The 23841-nt window shown below is 39.7% G+C and carries 18 protein-coding genes; 4 read left to right on the top strand and 14 right to left on the bottom strand.

The window, feature by feature from the left end; translation table 11 throughout:
• Window positions 1-456: 456 nt before the first annotated feature.
• The 10 genes from ACFQIC_RS09170 to ACFQIC_RS09125 all read right to left on the bottom strand — a co-directional run bounded on the left by ACFQIC_RS09170 (window position 457) and on the right by ACFQIC_RS09125 (window position 10151).
• Window positions 457-1215 carry a putative hydro-lyase gene (locus tag ACFQIC_RS09170; RefSeq protein WP_204708976.1) on the bottom strand — a complete coding sequence of 253 codons (759 nt, stop codon included), beginning with the start codon at window positions 1213-1215 and terminating at the stop codon, window positions 457-459.
• A 123-nt stretch (window positions 1216-1338) separates the two neighbouring features.
• Window positions 1339-2031, bottom strand: a complete 693-nt coding sequence (locus tag ACFQIC_RS09165) for a YesL family protein (protein ID WP_204708977.1) — start codon at window positions 2029-2031, stop codon at window positions 1339-1341.
• Window positions 2032-2058: 27 nt separating this feature from the next.
• On the bottom strand, window positions 2059-3027 hold the full coding sequence (locus tag ACFQIC_RS09160) for a sugar phosphate isomerase/epimerase family protein (RefSeq protein WP_204708978.1): 969 nt from the start codon (window positions 3025-3027) through the stop codon (window positions 2059-2061).
• 21 nt (window positions 3028-3048) lie between these two features.
• Window positions 3049-4089: a Gfo/Idh/MocA family protein gene (locus ACFQIC_RS09155; RefSeq protein ID WP_204708979.1), complete on the bottom strand. Its 1041-nt coding sequence runs from the start codon at window positions 4087-4089 to the stop codon at window positions 3049-3051.
• A 6-nt stretch (window positions 4090-4095) separates the two neighbouring features.
• Window positions 4096-5127: a Gfo/Idh/MocA family protein gene (locus ACFQIC_RS09150; protein ID WP_204708980.1), complete on the bottom strand. Its 1032-nt coding sequence runs from the start codon at window positions 5125-5127 to the stop codon at window positions 4096-4098.
• A gap of 21 nt (window positions 5128-5148) precedes the next feature.
• Complete coding sequence (locus ACFQIC_RS09145) at window positions 5149-5868, bottom strand: ThuA domain-containing protein (RefSeq protein ID WP_204708981.1); 720 nt, start codon at window positions 5866-5868, stop codon at window positions 5149-5151.
• Window positions 5869-5921: 53 nt separating this feature from the next.
• Complete coding sequence (locus ACFQIC_RS09140) at window positions 5922-6944, bottom strand: LacI family DNA-binding transcriptional regulator (RefSeq protein WP_204708982.1); 1023 nt, start codon at window positions 6942-6944, stop codon at window positions 5922-5924.
• Between the two features lie 27 nt (window positions 6945-6971).
• On the bottom strand, window positions 6972-7796 hold the full coding sequence (locus ACFQIC_RS09135; protein WP_204708983.1) for a carbohydrate ABC transporter permease: 825 nt from the start codon (window positions 7794-7796) through the stop codon (window positions 6972-6974).
• Entirely contained in the window at window positions 7796-8656 is an 861-nt protein-coding gene (locus ACFQIC_RS09130; protein WP_204708984.1) for a carbohydrate ABC transporter permease, read from the bottom strand. The genes ACFQIC_RS09135 and ACFQIC_RS09130 overlap by 1 nt, the downstream gene beginning before the upstream one ends.
• A 193-nt stretch (window positions 8657-8849) precedes the next feature.
• A complete protein-coding gene (locus ACFQIC_RS09125; protein ID WP_204708985.1) occupies window positions 8850-10151 on the bottom strand; it encodes an ABC transporter substrate-binding protein in 1302 nt (433 codons plus the stop codon).
• Between the two features lie 515 nt (window positions 10152-10666).
• On the opposite strand from ACFQIC_RS09125, the gene ACFQIC_RS09120 reads away from it, so the two are divergent.
• From ACFQIC_RS09120 to gntK, 3 genes are all read left to right on the top strand, one after another.
• Window positions 10667-11425 (top strand): sugar phosphate isomerase/epimerase family protein, encoded by a 759-nt coding sequence (locus ACFQIC_RS09120; protein ID WP_204708986.1) that lies wholly within the window; start codon window positions 10667-10669, stop codon window positions 11423-11425.
• 579 nt (window positions 11426-12004) lie between these two features.
• Window positions 12005-13087: a hypothetical protein gene (locus ACFQIC_RS09115; protein ID WP_204708987.1), complete on the top strand. Its 1083-nt coding sequence runs from the start codon at window positions 12005-12007 to the stop codon at window positions 13085-13087.
• A gap of 2160 nt (window positions 13088-15247) precedes the next feature.
• On the top strand, window positions 15248-16792 hold the full coding sequence (gene gntK, locus ACFQIC_RS09110; protein ID WP_204708988.1) for a gluconokinase: 1545 nt from the start codon (window positions 15248-15250) through the stop codon (window positions 16790-16792).
• Window positions 16793-16880: 88 nt separating this feature from the next.
• Here the strand turns inward: gntK and ACFQIC_RS09105 are convergent, their stop codons facing one another.
• On the bottom strand, window positions 16881-17705 hold the full coding sequence (locus tag ACFQIC_RS09105; RefSeq protein WP_390217049.1) for an MBL fold metallo-hydrolase: 825 nt from the start codon (window positions 17703-17705) through the stop codon (window positions 16881-16883).
• A 179-nt stretch (window positions 17706-17884) separates the two neighbouring features.
• Here ACFQIC_RS09105 and manA point away from each other — a divergent pair, with 179 nt between their 5' ends.
• On the top strand, window positions 17885-18841 hold the full coding sequence (gene manA / locus ACFQIC_RS09100) for a mannose-6-phosphate isomerase, class I (RefSeq protein ID WP_204708989.1): 957 nt from the start codon (window positions 17885-17887) through the stop codon (window positions 18839-18841).
• 122 nt (window positions 18842-18963) lie between these two features.
• Here manA and ACFQIC_RS09095 read toward each other — a convergent pair whose 3' ends face one another.
• From ACFQIC_RS09095 to ACFQIC_RS09085, 3 genes are all read right to left on the bottom strand, one after another.
• On the bottom strand, window positions 18964-19827 hold the full coding sequence (locus tag ACFQIC_RS09095; protein WP_204708991.1) for an ROK family protein: 864 nt from the start codon (window positions 19825-19827) through the stop codon (window positions 18964-18966).
• 17 nt (window positions 19828-19844) lie between these two features.
• Complete coding sequence (locus ACFQIC_RS09090; RefSeq protein WP_204708993.1) at window positions 19845-21269, bottom strand: sucrose-6-phosphate hydrolase; 1425 nt, start codon at window positions 21267-21269, stop codon at window positions 19845-19847.
• A 1037-nt stretch (window positions 21270-22306) separates the two neighbouring features.
• Entirely contained in the window at window positions 22307-23707 is a 1401-nt protein-coding gene (locus tag ACFQIC_RS09085; RefSeq protein WP_204708995.1) for a sucrose-specific PTS transporter subunit IIBC, read from the bottom strand.
• Window positions 23708-23841 lie beyond the last annotated feature (134 nt).

Below are 23841 nucleotides of genomic sequence, written 5' to 3'. Positions count from 1 at the left end.
TGTGATTGATGAACTAGATTTAGCCTTCGTCCTTATAAAACGTAAGAGCTGGGATGAACATGATCGGTGAGGTCCCGCAAGGCGTAGCCTGAGGAAGCTCACCACATGCCCACGGAAAGCGAGTGATTTCCCGGACCTTCAAACACCATACTTTGTAACGGAAACCACCGGAATGTCTCTAAGTTGAGTTTTCCACAATCTGGGGCGTTAGTTCAATAACTCTAATATCTAAGAAGAACCAAAACATACATTATTTTATTCATTAAAATGTATGTTTTGGTTCTTTGTTATTCACCTTCACCGTATGAATCAGGACAATGATTAACAGATGTTTTGTTATTAGAGGCTGCAACTCACTATAAAATGGGGATGATCATTTCCAGTAAAGTGTGTCAGTTATTTTAGCAGAAACTGTTCCATTTTAAATGACGGTCACAATAGATTCCTGCATATACTTTATTTTTCCTCTAATTGATCTGTTATGAGCATATGACCCGGGGCATGTGAAATCATAATTTCCGGCTTCGCATGTACACATACATTTTGAGGGGTAACGCCACAGGCCCAAAATACAGGGGTGCGTTCTGTGCTATCAAAAGAAATGCTCTCCCCATAATCTGGCTGATGGATATCATATATCCCAATCTCTTCAGGGTTACCGATATGAATAGGTCCTCCATGAGAGGTTTGGAACTGTTCTGTGATTTGAACAGCTTTTTCAATTTCATTGGGTTTTAATGCACGCATACTAACAACCATTTCTCCTTCAAAACGACCTGCCTTTTCACAGGAAATATTCGTTTTATACATAGGAACGACTCGGTTTTGATCCTGATGAAGAAGAGCTATCCCTTCTTTCAGCAGTGCTTTTTCAAATGTGAAGCTACATCCTATAAGAAAAGTTACAAAGTCATCTCGCCATTCCTCTTGTATATCATGCACTTCCTCAGTGAATTTTCCATCTCGATAAATACGATATTTCGGTAAATCCGTTCGAATATCAGCTCCAGCGACACCAGGCTCAACCACACCTGATTCTAATACATCTACAATCGGACAAGACTTCGGGTTACGTTGGCAAAATAGTAAAAACTCAAAGGCATAATCCTTAGGTAGTATGATCATATTAGCCTGTAAGTAGTTGTCACACATTCCTGATGTAGTACCATTTTCCTTTCTTAATCGAAACTGTTGTCGTTGTTCGGAAGGTTTCATTTACTTAAAACTCCCTTTCTATTATCTTTTGCTACACTGCATTTGCATTTCAATAAGATAACCCCATTATAAAGCAAAAATTTCCACGACCAAGTTTTTAAAGCCTGATCGTGGAAATTACGGTTATGATTCTATTTGAGAAGACACTTTCAAATGCAAGCGGTAAAATGCAGAAAATGCTAAAAATGAGATGAGTGATCCAGTTACAATCGGGATTAACAACGGGAATATATAAAGGCTAATATACAAGATCATTCCCGAACTAATAACAAGTGCTAAAAACAAAAGGGGACTTCCAATCGTTATAAGAAATGCTTGTTTGAAGAGTGCTCTTAATTTCATATCATAATGAACGACTACGGAGAAAAAATTAAGAGTGTAAACGAACAATAGAATCCCCATCACTAAAAATGCATTCATTAAAAATACATTTCGATCAGAAAAGTAATAAACGTCAGCGACTAAAACGCCCCAAAGTAAAACGAACACCATTCCAGCAAGCATGCTTTTCAAATAGTTTTCCTTATAATAACGTATAAATGAGCGTTCAGTAGTCTCCATTTCCTCTTTTCTGACCCATTCACGTGCCTTAGCAAACAGAGCCGTCGTTGCCGGGAAGAAAATAAAGGGAACCAATACGACTAACGGAGCTATTAAGTAAATCAACAATTCGCTGTTTTCTATGTATAATAAGCTAAGAAGAAGGAGCCCGACAGGCAAATTAAACAGAGCCCATAGAAGATTTCCAAGCGAGAATCTCATAATCCACTCACTAATCACATAAAATCCGCCCATAAAACCTGTTCGATCCGCCATAATCAAGTCCTCCTTCTCATAATCAATCTATGCCCACCACATCTCAGCTGGTGGTTCTTCGATATTCACTGCTTGTAAATTTTTCACGGCCTGATTAAAGCCTTCACTAATCGACATGATTGGATCTTCATGCTCAATACTAATCACGTGATCATATCCATACGTACGTAAGGCACTTACAATATTAGACCATTCTTGAATACCATGTCCATACCCAACTGATCGAAAACTCCATGCACGAGTTTTCACTTCAGAGTACGGTTGCATATCCGTAAGCCCATACATGTTTACATTATCTTGATCAATGTACGTATCTTTCGCATGAAAATGATGAATGGCATTAGCGTTACCTAATATTTTAATTGCTGCGACTGGATCAATCCCCTGCCACCAGAGGTGACTCGGATCAAGATTCGCACCCACGGCATCATTTGTTGCTTCTCGTAACTTTAACATTGTATGAGGGGTATGTACTAGAAATCCAGCGTGCAATTCTAGTCCAATTTTGACACCATGCTCTTCTGCAAATTTGCCCTGTTCTTTCCAATATGGAATTAACTTTTCATTCCATTGCCACTCGAGTATGTCTGAATACTCTGCTGGCCAAGGTGTTACTGGCCAATTTGGTGAAGTGTCTGCTTCAGATCCTCCTGGTGTTCCGGAGAACGTATTCACAACGGGAACATTCAGCAGGCTCGCTAACTTGACTGTTTTAACAAAGGCATCATGCGATTCCTTAGCGAACTTTTCATCAGGGGAAATTGGGTTTCCATGACAGCTAAAAGCACTGATAACTAGGCCTCGGGAATGGACTTTGTCCAGATATTCAACACGTTTTGATTCATTTTCCAAGAGCTCATCAACATTACAATGTGCGTTTCCAGGGTAGCCCCCTGTGCCGATTTCAACAGCTTTCAATCCAGATTCTTTGGCTTTATCCAGCATGTCTTCAAAGGATAAATCAGAAAAAAGCACGGCGAATACACCTAATTTCATTTGTAATTCCTCCGTTCTAAGTTAAGATAATTTTACACTAGATCCTATTTTATTACTTTTATAAATAGCTTCCATTAATTTCGTCACTTTCAATGCTTGATCAGGTTTAACGACAAGTTCGGACTCTCCCAAACAACTGTCTACAAAGTTTTTCGCCTGCAGAAATCCTGGACTAAGGTTCTCTTCTAGTACGTTAGGCTGGCTATTCCAAACAGCTCCATGCTTTGTTTGATAAAGCTGTACTGGGTACACGTCCATACCCCCATCAACCCCTGAAATACTTAGAGTGGTGTGGTCTTCTTTAATATTCGCAGCCCAGGAACATTCAAACTGCATAGAAAGTCCATTTTCAAAAGTAATGTAACTCGTTACGTGATCATCAACATTAAACGTTTCATGATCAAAGGCTCCCCAGTCATTGACTTGATCCGGGGTTTTGCTTAAACGGTCATAAGTTTTCCCCATTACTTCAACAGGTTTAGGATCATCAAGCAACCAAAGAGCTAAATCTAATAAATGGCAACCAAAGTCAATTAAACTTCCTCCACCTTGAAGGTCTTTATTAGTAAAAACTCCCCAGCCAGGAACTTTACGTCGACGCATAGCTTGAACACGTGTAACAAGTGGGTCACCGATTTCTCCATTAAGAATCGCTTCTTTAGCAAGCTTAGCCTCTGGTGTATATCGATAATGGTAGGCAATCGATAGTAACCGGTTATTCTTTTCAGCTGCCGCCAACATATCCTCACATTCTTGCGTTGTAATGGCCATCGGTTTTTCACATAAAACATGAACGCCTGCTTCAAGAGCGGCAATGGCAATTTCTGCGTGGAACTTATTCGGCGTGCAAATCGTCACGGCATCGACAACTTTAAAAAGTTTATGATAATCTTCAAAAACATTTGGGATATTAAACGTTTCGGCTACTGAACTAGCGCGATCGTGATTCACATCTTGAACAGCTGTTAGTTCGACCTGTTCACCCATTTCCGAGAAAGCAGGAATATGCCTCTGCTGGGCAATCCCTCCTACTCCGATCATTCCCATTTTTAATTTACTCATCATTTATCACTTCTCTAACTGTGTAATTTTACGTGTTTCACCTGACTCAATTGCTGCTAAAATGACTTCTAACGAGCGCTTACCTTCTTCCCCATCAATTAATGGCTTTTTATCTTGAACGATACATTCCACAAAGTGATCAATGACTCCAGTATTCGTTTGACCACCTTCGTCATTGGACTGTATTTGTCCAAGTTCATAGTTAACGGTATCACCATTTGCATACTGTGCAATAAGGGAATAAGTAGAATCATCTTCAAGACGTAGCATTCCCTTTTCCCCGTAAATAACAGTTGAATTATCCTCTTGCGGATTGTATGCCCAGCTCGCCGTTAGTGTACCAACAACACCACTTTCGGAACGCAAAATACAGACCGCATTATCGTCAACAGTAATTCCCTCTTTGGCGTTGTTTTCGATAAACCCTGCTACATCGACGAACTCTTCACCAAGCACATGACGAAGAAGGTCGGCTTTATGTACACCAAGATCTCCCATTGCACCGATAAAAGCTTGATCCTTCTTAAAGAACCAACTGTCCTCTCCTTCAGCACTCCAACCTTCAGGACCACCATGGCCAAAAGTCGTACGGAAACTGTAAACTTTTCCTAGATCACCAGATTCAATGAGCTTACGAGCCTTTTCATGGGAAGAAACAAAACGTTGGTTATGAGCAATCATTAGCTTTTTACCATTACGTTCTGCAGCCTCAATCATTTCATTAGCTTCTTCACGAGAAGTTGCCATTGGTTTCTCACAAAGCACATGTGCTCCAGCATTGAGTCCAGCAATCGAGACAGGAGCATGTAAATAGTTCGGAAGACAAACACTAACTGCATCAACATTCTCTTTACTGAAAAGATCTTCATAATCCGTATAAGCTCTCGCACCGAATGCTTCAGCAGTTACCATAGCTCGTTCTTCCACAATGTCACAAACAGCAACAATATCTACCTCTTCATTAGCTTCATACTCAAGTAAATGACGATTTTGCGCAATACTTCCGCATCCAATAATTGCAACTTTTAAATTAGACATAATAAACTCCTCCTTTGTGAATTACTTTTCTGAAATGTTTTCTAAAGGTTGTGAATTACCATAGACATTCTTCGGTGTTCCGCCATTATTAGCCCACTTCACACCATTTTGAATAACCTTTTGTACCTCACTGTGATAGTACGTTGGATACGTCTCATGTCCAGGACGGAAGTAGAAAATCTTCCCGCGGCCACGCTTAAAAGTAGCCCCACTTCTAAATACTTCTCCACCTTCAAACCAGCTAACAAACACAAGCTCATCAGGTGCCGGTATATCAAAGTGTTCCCCATACATTTCTTCCTTTTCAATATCAATATATTCGCCTAAACCCTCTGTAATCGGATGCGTCGGATCAACCACCCAAATACGTTCCTTATCGTCAGCTTCACGCCATTTCAAGTCACAAGACGTACCCATTAACTTTTGGAACACTTTGGAAAAATGAGCAGAGTGCAGCACAACTAGACCCATACCGTCTAAGACGCGTTGTTTCACTTTTTCAGCGACTTCATCTTTTACCTCGTCATGAGCTTTATGCCCCCACCAGACTAACACGTCCGTATCTTCAAGTACTTCATCCGTTAAGCCATGTTCTTCTTCATCAAGGGTAGCCGTCCGAACGAAATGTTCATCACTCTCAAGAAATTCAGCAATCGTGCCGTGAATTCCTTCAGGATAGATATCAGAAACCACTTTGTTTTCTTTCTCATGTCTAAATTCATTCCACACTGTAATATTCATAAAATTCTCTCCTTCATTTATTTTAGTAGGCCACCAGCCTAGTTCAATAATAACTAAATTGCTTTACAAGATTCTCTCTCAATTATGCTCGTTGGAATAATGACCCCTCTTTTTAGCATCGAAGGAGTCTGCAGCGTATCGATCAAGCCATTCGATGATTGAAATCCAAGCTGGTAAGGGTTTGTATCCACTGTTGTTAAAGGTGGGTTGGCAAGCTTAGAAATCATCGTATTATTAAAACCTATAATACTAACATCATCAGGAACATTAATATGTTGCGCTTGAAGAGCTGACATCACAGTTAAACCATTGTAGTCATCTGTCACTACTAATGCTGTTGGTGGCTCTGATAAATTCATTAAATCTGAAACTACTTCTTTCCCTTTGGCAGAGTTATCTAATTCAATATTTCTCGTGTAACTTTCAGGGATTTCTATATTATGCTCCTGAAGAGCTTGTTGAAAACCTTCCAATCGATCTCGAGTCACTTCAAACTGTAAATCTCCACCTACGAATCCCAGTCGCTTATGACCTAATTCTATTAAATAGTTTGCAGCTTCCCGACTGGCTTGCACGTTGTCATTATCTACATACATAAATTGATTGGCTCCATAAAGCGGTTTTCCTACCACAACAAAAGGAAAATCACACTCCATTAAATAAGGAACTACTTTATCATCTTCTTTTGAATAAAGTACAATTATCCCATCTACACGCTTTCCTTGTACCATCTTAACTACATCTTGAAAAATCGCATCCTCTGATTCACCCGTCGTTAAATTTAAACTATATTCATTGGCATGGCATGATCCACTTATTCCTTTTAGAATTTCTGCAAAAAACGGATTTTCAAATGAGTGAGTTGCCGAGTTTTTCATTACAATTCCAATGGTTTGTGTAGATTGTCTTACCAACACACGCGCATTTAAATTTAAATGATAGCCCATTTCATCCATGACTTTACGCACTTTGCGCTTCGTTTTCATACTAATTCTTGGACTATCAGATATTACTCGTGAAACAGTGGATGGTGCCACATTGGCTTGTTTGGCAACATCTTTAATTGTAACCGACACGCTCATCCACTCCTTAAATGTCCATTTTTATTTAACTGCACCTTCTGATACACCTTCAATAATTTGTTTCTGTGCAAAGAAGTAACCGATGATAACTGGAATAATCGCAATTGTTAATCCTGCTAATGCTAAATGCCATTGCTTCGTATACTGACCGAAGAAGTAGAACATTTTCAACGGAATAGTTGCATTAGATTCACTTAAAACAAGGGAAGGAAGTAAGTAATCATTCCAAATCCAAATCACGTTTAAAATTCCAACCGTTACCGATATCGGCTTCAATAACGGGAATATAATGTGCCAGAATAGTTGAAAACGATTGGCACCATCGATAATAGCCGCTTCATCCATAGATTGTGAAACACCAGTCATTGCTCCATGGTATAAGAATATGGACAAGCTACATCCAAAACCTAAGTACATGAAGATTAAACCGCCAGCGTTCAACATATCCGCCTGACCGAAAATTGCAACGAGTGGGATCATAACGGATTGGAAAGGAATGAGCATGGCCGCAACAAAGGTAAAGAACATAAAACCACTGATTTTACTTTTGTTTCGTGCAAGTGCGTATCCTGCCATAGAAGAGAAAATAATGATTACAGCTACACTCATTCCTGTAATCAACACCGAATTGAACAGTGATTGTAGAAACTCAAGATCTATAAACGCTTCAACAAAGTTTTTTGTTACCCACTCTTCAGGAAGGCCTAGAACCCCTGAAAAAATTTCACGCTTCGTTTTAAATGCATTGACAAGCATTAGATAAAAGGGTGCAATCCATATTAAACCTAAGACAATACCTAGTACTTCGATTGAGAATAAATTTCTTTTTTCATTATTTTTTTTCATTACATCTCAACCTCCCGCTTCTTGTTGTAATAAACTTGCGTAAGTGCAACAACGGATACGATTAAGAAGAAGATTACAGCTTTTGCTTGAGCATAAGCCATATCATTATCGGAAAATGCTGTGTTAACAATTTCCATCGCTACCATTTGTGTTTGATTGGCAGGTCCACCACCGGTAAGTGATAAGTTTTGGTCATAAATTTTGAATGCCATGGACAATGTTAAAAACATACTGATCGTAAATGCTGGCGCAACTAAAGGAAAGGTAATGTTCTTAAACCGTTGAAAGCCGCTAGCCCCATCGATCTTCGCTGCCTCAATTAAATCTTTCGGAATATTTTCCAAGTACGCAATGTAAATAATCATAATATAACCAGCCATTTGCCAAGCTGTTAAAATTACAAGACCCCAGAAACCTGTATTTGCAGTAGCTAACCACCCTTGTAATCCTTCAATTCCTGTTAGATCACCAATGTCACCAAACACACTAATGAAAATAAACTGCCAGATAAAACCTAAAATCAATCCGCCGATAAGGTTAGGCATAAAGAAAATTGTTCTTAAAAGATTGCTCGTTTTTAGTTTTCGCGTGACTAGCAGTGCGAGCCCTAGTCCAAAAATGTTTAATAAAATAACTGATACGAACGCGAACTTGATGGTAAACCAAATGGAATTCATAAACTCTGCTTCCTGGAACAAATTAATATAGTTTTCGAATCCAAGAAATTCTGTAGTTGTTAGACCATTCCAGTCGGTGAAAGAATAGATGAATCCGTAAATAAACGGGATGACTACAACAACACCCAGCCCTAATATAACTGGTGTAAGAAAGAGCCAAAAAGCAAGACTTCGGTTTCTCATTCAAACGACCTCCTATGCTGATTACGATAACTTATGTAAAGTTATACCGAATTTTGTATGGTATCGATTTCAGATTATTAATGAGAACATCTCATTTATTAAGCTATTTGCCTGTTAAACACCTTAATAGATGAGATATTCAAATGGTAACGACAAGAGCATGTCTGACATGCTCTTGTCACCCATTATTTTATTATTGTCTAGCACTTTCCCAATCTTCGCGGGCTTTTTCTTCAACTTCTTCCCACTCGATGTCTCCACCCAAGTATTCTTGCATAGCAGAACCTATTGAGTCTTCAGTCCATCCAGTTGGTGCTCCTAGGAATACCCACCCTAATGTATTTCCGTTAGATGCGTATTCATAGATTTCTTGAGAAATAGGATCAGCGATTTCTTGATCTTCATAGCCTTCGTATGCAGGGATGAATTTGAATTCTTCTGTTACAAATTTCTTCCCTTCTTCAGAAGTATACATCCAATCTAAGAAGTCTTTACCAGCTTGTACTACTTCATCTTCAGATTCTTTGTTTACTACCCAGTAGTTTGGTACACCTACAGGAATTTTTCCTTCATAGCCTTCTACCGGAATTGGTAGAATTCCAACATTGTTTTCAGCAAATTCTGGGTCCATACTTTCGATTGTGTTATATACCCAGTTTCCTTGTTGAATCATCGCTACATTACCAAGGGAGAAATGCTCCTCCACTTGTTGGGAGTAGTCAAGGCTTAGAACCGGTTGGATAGAATAATCAGCTTGCAAATCAAGGAAACGCTTCATTTGATCGCCCATAGTCAGTTCTATTGAATCAGCTTCATACGCTTCCGTTACGCTATGATTGAACTCGTCCGCTATGAAAGCATTCGCTAAGTGATTTCCTAGTACCCACTGTTCCTTAGCCGGAAGAGCAAATGGCGCTTCGATACCTAATTCTTCCTTTTGACTATCTAATGTTTCAACAGCGGCTTCCAAATCCTCATGTGATTGAATAGAATCAGCATCGATTCCAGCCTGTTCAAATAATTCTTTATTATAAAGAACTCCGTATCCTTCTTGGTTAAACGGTAATCCTAAAATTTGATCATTTCTATCTACTGAAGAGAGAGTACCTTCTAGTGCAGCATCGGCCGCTTTCGTATCAGATAAATCCGCTAAGTATTTCTCATATTCGTCTACATCGGTAGGACCGCCAATGTTGAAAATATCTGGTTCTTCACCTGAAGAGAAAGAAGTTTTCAGGGCTTGTCCGTAGTCGTTACCACCACCGACTGTTTTAACATTTAAATTAACATCTGGGTTTTCTTCTTCATACATATCTACCAATTCTTCAAACTGATCTTTAAACTCAACTTTAAATTGGAAAACATCTACAGTTACCTGATCCTCAGAAGCTCCCTCTGAATCAGAACCGCCATCTGATGAAAAAGAACAACCAGCTAAAACTGTTGAAGCAAGCAACGCTGAAGCTATTCCGGTATAAAATCTCTTACTCTTCATGTAATACACTCCTTAAATTTTTTGTTTTAAATGAATGCGCTTCCAATATCCACAAAAAAATATAATGCCAGGATGCAAGGTTACTAGTTTATTAAACGTTTGATCATGGCTTGTCTCCTACGTGCATTCGTTTGCATTTGGATAAAAACAAACTTAGATAAATAGCTATGAACGCGTTTAATTAGTAATGATGATAGTAATGATTGCGTTTTCGTGAATACGTTTGCACAACTTCATTGACTAAACTATACCATGGCCCTTTCAGAAAAACAACAGGAATTTTCAGATATTTAGTAGATTTTACTTCCCCTTTCTCTCTAAAATAAGAACACTAGTGATTACAGCAACATTTCAGGACAAACGTTTTCCCAAAATTTCATTTGTCATCATCATAAATAATCTGTAAGTTTGGATTAATAGATATAATTAGGTATGATCAATAGGAAAACGAATTCACTTAGTTACAAAGTCATTTTAAACGTAATAATCTAGCAAATAAGAAATGAGGGTGTTGAATGAAAGCAATTCCAGTAGCCGTTCAATTGTATACGTTGCGTGACGAAACCGAGCAAGATTTTGAAGGAACACTTAGAAAAGTTGCTGAGTTAGGATTCGATGGCGTTGAATTTGCAGGACTTGGCGATTATAGTGCAAAAGAAATGCGAAAACTATTAGATGAACTTGGGCTACAGGCCGTCTCTAGCCATGTGCCTCTGGAGCAAATCGAAAATAACTTAACTCAAGTGATCGAGGAACAGAAGATTTTAGGTAGCAGGTATGTAGTATGTCCTTATTTTGAACATGAAAGTGAGGCTGACTATAAAAACCTTATTGCTAAATTGAAACATGCAGGAGAAGAGTGTCACCTTAAAGGAATAACTTTGTGCTATCACAACCATGACTTTGAATTAGAGAAACTTTCTGACGGACGAACAGCCCTTGATACAATTTTTGGTGACACCGATTCTACTCAGCTTCAAACCGAACTTGATATTTATTGGTTACAAAAGGCTGGTAAAAATCCTATTGAATGGATGGACCGCTATCAAGGACGATCTCCACTTTTACATTTAAAGGATATGACAACGGACGAAGAAAAGTTTTTTGCTGAATTGGGGACAGGTGGAGTAGATATTGATTCAGTTTTAGCTAAAGGCGAGGAAACTGGAATCCAGTGGTGGGTTGTTGAACAAGATGCCAGCCGAATCACACCTATAAAAAGCCTCGAAATCAGCATGAATTATTTAAAAACAAAACTTCCTTACCTATTTTAAAAAGAAGGTCCGTGTTCTATGAGTAAGTAGTTCCGATACCGTGGAGAAAACTTTAAAACACAGTACGTTTAGCACGATAAATAACAGTATAAATAGCAAGAAGACCCGTATGGAGTTTGGGAGGGCAGGGAAAACAGCTCGCTTTCCGTGGGCAGACGCCAAATTGTGTGGTACCTGGTACCACACAATTTTTTTCACAAACGTGCCCGAATAGTGGGTCTTCCTCCATCATGAAAACAGAGGATAAACATGTTGTTATATCAATGGGCACGTGCCGACTTCTAAGATTCGTTAACCGTTCATGTTCCGCACCTCTTCTTCACAGCAAGGTTGTCGGGGAAATGACGAGACTACTGTGGGATTAGAGGACATAGTGAGACCCCGCAGCGAAGCGAGGAGGCTCACCGTACTCCCACGGAAAGCGAGTTATTTCCCCGACCACCTCTCCTCCTACCGATGACGGAACAGCCGCATAACCTTAAATTGTGTGGTAACGTTTTTTCCCATTAATATTGGGCATTCACCTAATGTAAGGTTTTCACATAACTTATTAAGATCAAGGTGAAGGAGCATGATAATATGTCAGGAAAAGAATTACACTATTTTGCGGGAGACCACACAGCTAAAGGTTTTCACCCTTTATATGCTTCCAACTTTCAAGGTCTCGAACATATAATTCAGTTACTTGGAGGACACTCTCATTTAAAATCAGGGATTTTACAAAGAGTTGCAAAGGAATGGAAGGAAAAGGGATATGAAGTAGAAGTTGTACACAGTTCTTCAGACAGCAAAGCTTTGGACAGTGTAATTTTCCCTCAATTGAACGTTGCCATTCACGGGCAGCCCATTCATACACGAGGATTTGGCGATTGGACGGAAAAATTAGTAGATGTGGATAGTGGTATGATTTTTGACAAGTTAAATAGTAAGAAAGAAGTAATAACTTCGCACAGAAATCAAATAATGGATGCACAATCGAAGGCCTACCAATCCTTTAAAGCAGGTCTAGATGTTCATGATGATTTAGAAAGCATATATATTTCAAAAATGGATTTCACAAAAGCTGATGAGCTCACCCAAGATTTCATACAAAGATTAGAGATCCCCAAAAAGACAGAAGATAAAAAGCCATTAACAAAACATCGCTTCTTCGGTGCTTCTACCCCTGAAGGCGTCATTGACTTTATTCCGAATGTAACAGCAGATTTGGCAAATCGCTATTTCGTTAAGGGTAGAGCAGGTACTGGGAAATCAACATTTTTAAAAAAGGTTGCCCTGGCGGCTGAAGAAAACAAGTATGATGTAGAAATGTACCATTGTGGGTTCGATCCTGACAGTATTGATATGATTGTCGTAAGAGAGTTAGGCTTCTGTGTGTTTGATAGTACAGATCCACATGAGTATTTTCCTGAACGAGAAGGCGACCGAATCATTGACCTTTATGCAGAAACGGTGACAGCTGGTACAGATGAAAAATATGCACCAGAAATTTCTGCTCTCACCAAAGGGTACAAATCACATATGAAAGATGGCATTGTCTTTTTGCAACAAGCCAAGTCTTGCCTCGATGAACTAAGCAAAGTGTATGAAGAAGCAACACCTGATACTCTTTTAGATGAATTACACGAGGCGGTTTGCAAAGAAATCGAAAGTTATATGTGAGAGGTAACTCAAATAAATAGTTTAGTGTGAAAAAGCAATTTGAATAACAGTTATCTGGAATAAGCTTGAAACAGAGAATAAGCTCTGGGGCACGATTCGCTTTCCGTGGACGAAGATCAAGCCTCCTCACTGCGGTGTCTTGACTCTTTCGTTTCTTCCACAGAAGCATCATCGTTCCCCTTTACTATCGTTCCAGATGAACGAAACTTTCACTAATAGGGAAAGTTGTAATTGGTAGGATGTGAAAGTGTAGACAGCGGAATTCCATTGTTTTCACCACACTGCATTTCATTTTGTCAAAGGTGAAACGCCGTATAAGCCGTTATATTGCTACCTTTCTCTCGGGATGTTGATTGGATGAGAATCTGTCAGAATCCTGCGCAAAATCGTGCCAGAAAGGCCCCGCAGTGAAGGAGGGAGGCCACTGAAAAAGTCCGGTAAATTTTAAGAAAAGCAAAACCCTAAAAATTCTATCCCCATTTTTAGTTTATACATTAGGGGTAAATTGGACTTAACCCTCCACTTTGACAGGAAAAAAACAATGTGATTTTGGGTAAATAGTTCGGTTTTGGAGTACAAACTTGCCATTGTGAGGCAGACGGAAACCTCAGTAATTGGTTCTTCAAATTGTAGGCTATTCATAGAAGAGAGTTTGCAACTGCACACTTGTTCCATATGGTGTAGTGAACACAGAAGACGACTCATGGCGGTAGGGCCGAAAGGATGGGTGGCTAGGAAACGGGGAGATTCCCAAGCCCCCCCATTCGATGTGTGAGAAACGAATCCCTTTCCCAGAAGGACCTATCTTCCACTATCCGTGTTCTATGGCAATGAACCTCTCTATATCAAGGATTTTAATAGGACCGCCTTCTATCAGGATTTGCATGCAAACTTAGGAATGGCTGCCTTTTCTTGAAGGGGTATCGAGACACTTATATGGTACAGGGGCGGAGGGAAACGGGGAGACTCCTATGGGATGTGCGGGGAGGCCACTGAAAAAGTCCTTTTCTATTAATAATGAACTTTTTGGAAAAACACTATCCCAAAATCACGTTGTTTTTCTAGTAATAGTGGAGTATTAAGTCCAATTTATCCCTAATTTATAAACCGAAAGTGGGGATGGAATTTTTAGGGGTTTGCTTTTCTTAAAATTTACCGGACTTTTTCAGTGGCCTCGATGTGCGGGACAGCTGAGACCCCACAGGACGAAGTCCGAGGAGGCTCAGCGCCCGCCCCATGGAAAGCGAACCGTTTCCCGCAGCCCCAAAATTCACACAAACATCTCGAATTCAAGCACAATCTCTGATTTTGTATGCTAATTTATATGTTAAATACCGATAATCGTTGATATAACAAGGAATAATAAGAGACCAAATCATATGCAATTTGGTCTCTTCATTCGTATGTTATTTCATGTTTTGTACTCGAAAACTGAACCCGTTAGATTTTGGGATCGTGTTTTTCAAAAAGTTCATTATTAATAGAAAAGGACTTTTTCAGTGGCCTCGAAGGAGGAACGAGGAGACTCGCAGGTTCGTTCCGCAGAAAGCGAGTAGAATCCCACCCAGTCAACAACACCATTTATAAAGGAAACCTTGAATGCTCCATTTACATATACACTTTTAATGTTTGTACCACAAGACTGAATTATTTATCCATTGTTAATTTTCTCGTTCTTCTTTAATCTTGCTTTTGACGTTTCCAATAATAGCCATAACTAACGGCTATTTTGTTAATACCAATTGTTTATTTAGGCTCATGATATTTTCACCAAAAACCTCTATAAACTTATTTTGATCGCAGTAGACGTTGGAAAATCCCCCTAATTTATAATTATCGACAGGGTATTAGTTCCAATAGATAAAGAAGAAACATTATTAAATTGTCTTGTAGATGGAATTTTTTTTGATATAATAACCCGTAGATGAAAAATATTTTTCAGTAGGATAGGGACTTCTTAGTTAACTGTGTTAGGAAGAACAATCATCTAAATACCCCGACTTACTGCACCTATCTTTGAATGCGTTTCCATACAAGCGAAACAGGTTGCGTTATTCTCTTGAAGTGAAAAGGCACTCTAGTTGTCAGTTATTCTCGAACATAAAGAAACTTAATTATACTTACTAGTGTCTGAAATTTTAACGTATTGGAGGAACAGCGATGAAGAATCAATCTTACTACTTGGGAGTCGACATCGGAACAACTAGTACAAAATCAGTACTTTTTAATAAAAAGGGTGAGGTCATTACCCAGCATACAATCAACTATCCATTACACACACCAAGTCCATTAATAGCCGAACAAAATCCTGAAGAAATTTTCGAATCCGTGCTCGGTACCATTCGAGAAGCGATCAGAAAAAGCAACATTTCAGCAAATAATATTCAATTTCTATCATTTAGCTCCGCGATGCACAGCTTGATTGCAGTTAATAACCAAGGTGAATTATTAACAAATAGTATCACATGGGCCGACACAAGAAGTGCTGAATATGCTAAAGACATAAAAGACAACCATAACGGCCATGAAATTTATCTGAGGACGGGCACACCGATCCACGCTATGTCCCCCCTAGCAAAATTAGTTTGGCTACAGGCTGAACAGCAGGATATTTTCAACCAAGCGGATAAATTCATCTCTATTAAAGAATATGTTTTTTATAAATTATTCGGTGAGTACGTAATCGACCACTCCATTGCTTCAGCTACTGGATTGTTCAATTTACAAGAACTCGATTGGGACAAGGAAGCATTAGATTTGGCCGGGATAAAACCTGATCAACTATCCACCCTTGTACCTACTACTCATTCAATGATAGGTATGAAAGAAGAATATCAGCAAATTCTTGGTCTTTCTGAAAATACTCCATTAATTATCGGGGCAAGTGACGGAGTCCTCTCTAACCTTGGAGTTAATGCCATTGATCCCGGAGTTATTGCAGTTACTATCGGAACGAGTGGAGCTATTCGTAGCGTAACGAACGAGCCAAAAACCGATCCTAAAGGGAGAATTTTTTGTTATGCCCTCACTGAGGACCACTGGGTGATTGGCGGACCCGTCAATAACGGAGGAATGGTTCTACGCTGGCTTCGTGATGAATTTGCAGCTTCCGAAGTTGAAACAGCCAAGCGACTAGGTATCGATCCTTATGATGTACTAACAAAAATCGCCACGAATGTGAATCCAGGGTCTGATGGCCTTATCTTCCACCCTTTCCTTACTGGGGAACGCGCCCCACTATGGAATTCAAGCGCGCGTGGTTCGTTTTTCGGTTTAAGCATTCATCATGAAAAACAACATATGGTTCGTGCCGTATTAGAAGGCATTGTTTATAACCTATATACCGTTTTATTAGCGCTTGAAGAATTAACAGGAGAGCCTAGCCGCATCCAGGCCACTGGTGGGTTTGCCCGTTCAGAAGTCTGGCGCCAAATGATGACTGATATTTTTGATAAACCTGTAGTAGTTCCTGAAACGTACGAAAGTTCTTGTCTCGGGGCTGTTGTACTAGGTATGTACGCAACTGGTGAGATTGATGATTTTAGTATTGTATCAGAAATGATCGGCCACACTCATACCCATCAACCTGATCCAAGTACATCAGCTGTCTACCGTGAACTGCTTCCCATTTATATACGTTTGTCTAAATTGTTTGAAAGTGAATATGATTCTATCTCAGAGTTTCAACGCAAACATATTAAATAGTATAAAGTCCCTTCACAGGCTGTGAAGGGACTTTATTTTGTAAAAAACTTGCTATTAAATGGTAGACTATCTTCACTGGGGTCCCACTTTATGAATCCTCTTTATTTACATACTTTCCATAATCAGGTATAGCAATTGTGTCAAATTCTTTGTTGAGTTTCGTTAAGTTTTCCTGCAATTCTTCTCCTGCCATCGGAAATCCATGGCCTGTCACAACTACATTCGGCTTAAGTGAATCAAGTTTGTCCACAGAATTCCAGGCTGCTTTCCAATCCGTTGTTAAATACCGTGGAGGTCCGCTAATTTCTTGTTCCTGTGTTAACACCTTAAATAAGTACTCCTGTTTCACCGTTATAAAAGCGTCCCCAGCAAGTAAAGTACGATCATTATCCCGAAAAAGAGAAATGTGACCAGGAGTGTGGATCCAATTCCATTCCTCCATATGAGGTACCGTTCCATCAGCTGGCAATGATTGAACATGTTCTCCTAAATCAATTCCTTCATTCGGAAACATACGCGACATTTTTGCCACAAATCCCCCTTCAACGCTCGTATCGGGTTCCGGGTAATTTTTTTCACCAGTTAAGTAAGGCATTTCCAGCTCATGTGCATATACTGGTACATTCCAATGGTCTACAAGTTCTTCAACAGCTCCTACATGATCAAAGTGTCCATGTGTTAAGATAATCGCTTTTGGTTTGTTCTCTTCACCATATAATTCTTTTGCTGCCTCAATTATCTTATCGGAGGATTTGGGCATACCCGCATCAACTAGCACCCAATTCTTTGGGCGCTCTGGGCTTCCTACAAAACAGATATTCACTATTTGGATCGGCAGACAATGAATATCATTAGCAACGTACTGATCTATCCCACTAGAAATTGAGGCTACAGGAATCAATTTATCATCCACATTATCACTCCTCCTGGATTTCAGTTTCTCCCTGTAATCAACTTAGTACACATATTTTTTCTAGTAGATCCCCTTAAAAACATTCACATTCTTTGACTAAAACGCCACCATTTCTAAGGTCTACTTATGGTACAATGACCGATAGAGATTTACTACTATCCTAAAGGTGTGGAGCAACTATGTATCAAGAACCTATTTTTCTACGTCCTGAATTTAAAGAACGAATTTGGGGTGGCACACAATTAAAAGATATCTTTAACTATGACATCCCTTCCGATCTAACTGGAGAATGTTGGGGGATTTCTGGTCATGCAAATGGTCCAAACACTATCATAAATGGCCCTCTTGCAGGTAAATCATTGGCAGATGCTTGGAGCGACCACCGTGAATTATTCAATAACGAACCAGGTGATGAATTTCCGTTACTCGTTAAAATTCTCGATTCAAAAAAGGATCTATCGGTTCAGGTCCATCCTAATGATGAATATGCACGAGATATCGAAGATGAAAACTACGGAAAAACCGAATGCTGGTATGTGATCGATTGTGAGGAAGGCTCGGAAATTATTTTCGGCCATCATGCGAAAAGTAAAGATGAACTCACATCAATGGTAGAAAGTGGTCAATGGGACAGCTTACTCCGCAAAATCAAGGTGAGTCCAGGTGATTTCTTCTATGTCCCTAGTGGAACCATTCATGCGATTGGATCAGGCATTCAAATCTTAGAGACACAGCAAAGTTCTGATATTACTTATAGAGTGTACGACTATGACCGCGTAGGACAGGATGGTCAAAAGCGAGAGTTACATTTAGACCGTTCACTAGATGTGACAACCGTTCCTCATAAAGACCCATCCCTTACTAGAGAATCTAATTTAGAAGCTGGTTTACGTTTTGAAAAGTTAGTCGAAGAAGAGTACTTTACAGTCTATTACTGGGATCTGGACGGTAAAAGTGTTGAATTAACACCAGAGAGATATACGTTAATGAGTGTATTGACAGGAGAAGGAATTGTAAAAACCCGTTCAGGTGAATATTCTTTTAAACAAGGCGATCACTTTATCATTCCAGCAACCGTAGATACTTATACCGTTAGTGGAAATGCCAAAATGATTACCTCACGTTCAAATAAGTAAGGTGTGAGGAGAGCACGTGCAGCGCTTACAGCTGTTCGTGTTTTTATTATGTTTAGGGGATGATACTTATTGTAGCCATTGTCTGACAAAAAAGGTTTCGACCATAGTCGAAACCCAAAGCATTAAATGACTAACCCTAGAGCACCTTTAACTCCAGCTTCATCGGTTAACCCTGGCGCTACAATATATTCATTAATATTCTCCGGCGTCAGTCTTGGTGAGCTCACATAACCATTAAGCATATCAACGACATTTTTGCGGATTAAGTCGAATAAGTGAGCTTGTTGCATAACTCCACCGCCCATAATAATACGTTCAGGCGATAAGATGTATATATAATTCACGAGCGCTTGAGCTAAGTAATGTGCTTCTACTTCCCACACAAGTGGGTCTTCTGTAAGTTCAACACCAGCCTTCCCCCATCTCGCTTCAAGCGCAGGACCTGCTGCCATACCTTCTAAACAGTCTCCATGATACGGACAAGCACCTGCAAATGAGTCCTTTTCATGTCGGCGCACCCCGATATGTCCCATTTCTGGATGAGATAATCCTTTTAACGTTTGTCCATTAACGACAGCTCCGGCCCCAATACCAGTTCCAACGGTAATGTATAAGCAAGCATCTACATCTGTTGCATTTCCCCAACGCGATTCTGAAAGTGCGGCAACGTTCACATCTGTATCAACAACAACAGGCACGTTTAAATTCTTCGCGATGTCCTCAGCTAGTGGAAAATCGACCCAATCAATTTTTGGCGTTTTTTGAATCCGACCATATGTTCCGCCTTTTTCATTAAGATCAATCGGTCCAAAACTCCCGACTCCCATACGTTCAATACCTTTGTTTTCAAAAAACTCATAAACTTTCGGCATGGTTATTGTCGGCGCTTCAGTTGGAATGACAACTTTTTCAAAAATTTCACCATGCTCGTCACCAACTGCACAAACAAATTTCGTGCCTCCTGCTTCAATTGCTCCTAATTTCATTTCAACATCCCCTCCCATTATCCTACTTGTATTGTGTCATTTTTTAAGTCCCATGCTTGTACATTCACACGTCCCTGAACTCTTATAGAATCCTCAAATACATCCGCAAAAATACGGGAAGTAAAAACCTCTTCACCGTAATTAACGAAAATCTCCAAAGACGAATGGTCCACAAATATTCGAAGGTGATAAAGACCCTGAGGAAGACGGCAACTGCGTGTTTCCAATGATCCATCAACATAACTCGGTCTTTCCATCGTCAAAAGTTCAGTGTTTTTATCATAGCTCAAGGTTGTATAATTAAAAAGTTCTATTGTGGAAATTTCACCTTCTATTTGAATTTCTGACCCTCTTGAAATTGATGTAGCTAACTCTTTAGAAACGGACTGTTCAATGCTTTCACAAGCACGTAGCTGCTCCATCTCATTTAAAGGAGTTTGATAAATCTTGCCATCGACCAATGTCAACTCTCGTGGTAACGTCATCTGATGCACCCATCCATTTGCTATCGTGGGCTGAGCTGACTCATTTTGATCTGGAACTCCCATCCACGCCACTAAAATTCTCCGGCCATAGTCATCTAATGTTGTTTGTGGAGCGTAGAATTCAAATCCACGGTCTAACTCTATGAATCCACCATGCGATAGTTCTGCTTTTTCATAATCAAGTTTTCCCACTACATATCCGGACTGGTACTGGTTATTGAAATCGATCCCATCCGCCTGCAAACCTTGCGGGGAGAAAAGAAGGACATTTTGGCCATTTAATTCAAGTAGGTCTGGACATTCCCACATATACCCTAAATTATTTAAAGGATCTTGATCTGCTTTTGTCAGTATTCCTCTATGAGTCCAGCTATCTAAATCATTAGATTCAAAAAAAGCAACGGCTCCTACTTCATTGTCAGTTTGAGCGCCTACGACCATATACCATCGACCCTTGTAAGCCCAAACTTTTGGATCGCGGAAGTGAGGGGTGTAACCTTCAGGAAGGTCTATTTTAACGCCTGTTTTTGTAAAAGTAATACCATCAACAGATTCAGCAGTGCATTGATACGTTTCACGCTGCCCTAATTCATTTTTCACATTTCCCGTATAAAACAGCTTTAATTTTTCATCAACAGACACCGCACTTCCGGAATAACAGCCACTTTTATCAAACCATTGGCTAGGAGTCAGAGCGATCGGTTCCAAGGTCCAATTCACTAAATCTTCAGAACTAAAATGGCCCCAAAACTTCGCACCATGTCCTGAGTGAAAAGGCATCCATTGAAAAAATAGATGGTAGGTTCCTTTCCATTGAATCCAACCGTTCGGATCATTTAATAATCCCACTGGTGGTGCAATATGATAGGTTGGATAGTAGAGGTCCTTCTTCACCATTCCTTGATGGTTTTCTATTGCATCATAAGCTTGTTTTCGTAATTTCTCATCATATGTCATAGACAAATAACCCCTCATTTAACAAAAGAAGACCTAGTACGTTCCCAGGTCCCCTTTTATTAGTCTGTGTTAAATCTTTTTGTTTCAAAAAATATTAATTTCTTTATTAAGGAAGTGGTTTCCATTACAAAGGATGGCGCTTGAAGGTCCGGGAAATCACTCGCTTTCCGTGGGCATGAGGTGAACTTCCTCAGGCTACGCCTTGCGGGATCTCACCGATCATGTGCATCCCACAGGAGTCTCATAATTTCCCGGACCTTCTTGCTTTCGTAAGGAGAACGGAAACATCAGATTTGGTGCTTCAAGTGAAAGCACTCCCTATGAGTGATAATTGTGCTAGAAGGTGCCTTCTTGCATATCGCTTAAAGCCTCGGATTATTCAATAAAAGAATCGCGGTTCCGTTGCTTTTCATTGGAGCATGGGGGATGGGAAACCACTCGCTTTCCGCGGGGAAGACGGCAAGCCTCCTTGAGCTAAAGCTGAGGCCACTGAAAAAGTCCTTTTCTATTAATAATGAACTTTTTGGAAAAACACTATCCCAAAATCACGTTGTTTTTCTAGTAATAGTGGAGTATTAAGTCCAATTTACCCCTAATTTATAAACCGAAAGTGGGGATGGAATTTTTAGGGATTTGCTTTTCTTAAAATTTACCGGAGTTTTTCAGTGGCCTCCTAAAGCTCTGCGGGGTCTCGCCAGTCTATCCTTTCCCGCAGTAGTCTCATGGTTTCCCATCCCCCATGACTATGAAGAGTGGAACGGAACCTTTTTTATGAAAATCTGGGGTGCTGTGTGAATATTGCCATTGAAATGATCTACTTGTGCCATGAAATTGATCCACATCTGCCATTAATAGATCCAGTACTATTGATCTGTAATATAAATTTAGATGGTAGTATTACAAGACTATCACACCCTTTTTTAAACAACTTATCTAAGTCGCTCAAAAGGATGGGAAGGGGGAGACTCAGCGCACGCCCACGGAAAGCAACTCCTTCCCCACCGCCCCTTTCTCCACACCAAGAACAATAATTAAATTTATTTCTTCTGGTCAAGCATTTTATCATTAAAACCAAACATGTACGTTAGGATAAAGGCAACGGCAACTGCTACGACATTCACAATGATATAACCTATGATTTGCTCGTTTAAGTAAAGCAAGGACCCTGGTATTACTGTGATGGCTAGGCCAGTCGCTTGCAAATTGAGAATGGAAGCAAGGAAACCGGACACTCCTCCTCCAATCAGTCCCATGAGAAATGGTTTCATATAACGTAAGTTCACTCCAAATATAGCTGGCTCAGTAATTCCTAAGAATGCTGATAATGCAGAAGGGTAAGACAAAGCTTTAAGTTTATTCGAACTCGTCTTCACTCCAACAGCTAGTGCAGCTCCACCTTGAGCAGCAATTGCTCCAGTAATTACAGGATTAAACGGATTGTAGCCCAAATTTTCAAACAGTTGAATTTCTAAGAAGTTAAAGATGTGATGTACCCCAGTGATAACAATCACTTGGTGTAGTGAGCCAATAACTAATCCACTAACTCCAAATGGAAGTTCTAATAAGAATAGCATCCCTTGAAAAATTCCATCCTCAGCTGTATGAAGAATTGGACCAATTAAAAACAGTGATAAAGTAATCATGACTAACAGAACGATAAATGGCGTTAAAATTAAATCAAGTGCTTCAGGAATTCTTTTGCGACACCACTTTTCCAATTTAGCCCCAACAAGTCCCGCAAAGAATGCAGGTAATACTGATCCTTGATAACCAACGATTGGAATAAAGTCTAGAATATAAATCGGTTCGGCGTTGCCAGCAGCTACTGCCCACGCATTTGGAAGAGAAGGTGATACAAGCATCAAACCTAGGACCATCCCTATAACCGGGGTTCCACCAAACACTCTAAACGTTGACCAGGCAACGAGCGCGGGTAAGAATATAAACGCTGTATCAGTTAAAACTTCGGTAAATAGTAAAAAGTTTTCCGGAACACTATCAGGAGTTAATCCAAACATTGCAAGGAACTTTTCTTGAATTAATAAGCCGCGCAGTCCCATGAACAGTCCTGTAGCTACTAATACTGGAATAATTGGTACGAACACATCACCAAACGTTCGAATGGCTCGCTGGAACATCGTCCCTTGCTTGGCGGCTTCTTCTTTCATTTCAGATTTAGAGGAGCCCTCAACGCCCTGGTTTGTTACCTCCTCGTAAATGCGGTTAACTGTTCCTGTACCAAAAATAACTTGATACTGCCCTGAGTTATAGAAAGCACCTTTTACCTTATCAATATTTTCAAGTGATTCAACATCTACCTTCTCACGTTCATGAACCATAATTCTCAGCCGTGTAGCACAGTGAGCAATAGACTGAACATTTTCTTCACCACCAACAGCCTCAATCACTTGTTTTGCAATCTCCGTATTACTTGCCATGGTTTACTCCTCCTTAATAAATATTGAATATGTGGAATCGATTACACACTGGTAAAAAAATAAATAATACTCATTTTTTTGATATTATAGGGAATCGATTACATATAATTAAAAATAAAATGTAAGCGCTTGTA

It is taken from the genome of Halobacillus seohaensis, assembly GCF_042663045.1.
In the GTDB taxonomy this organism is placed as follows: domain Bacteria; phylum Bacillota; class Bacilli; order Bacillales; family Halobacillaceae; genus Halobacillus_A; species Halobacillus_A seohaensis.
This window is presented reverse-complemented; position numbering and strand designations above follow the sequence as displayed.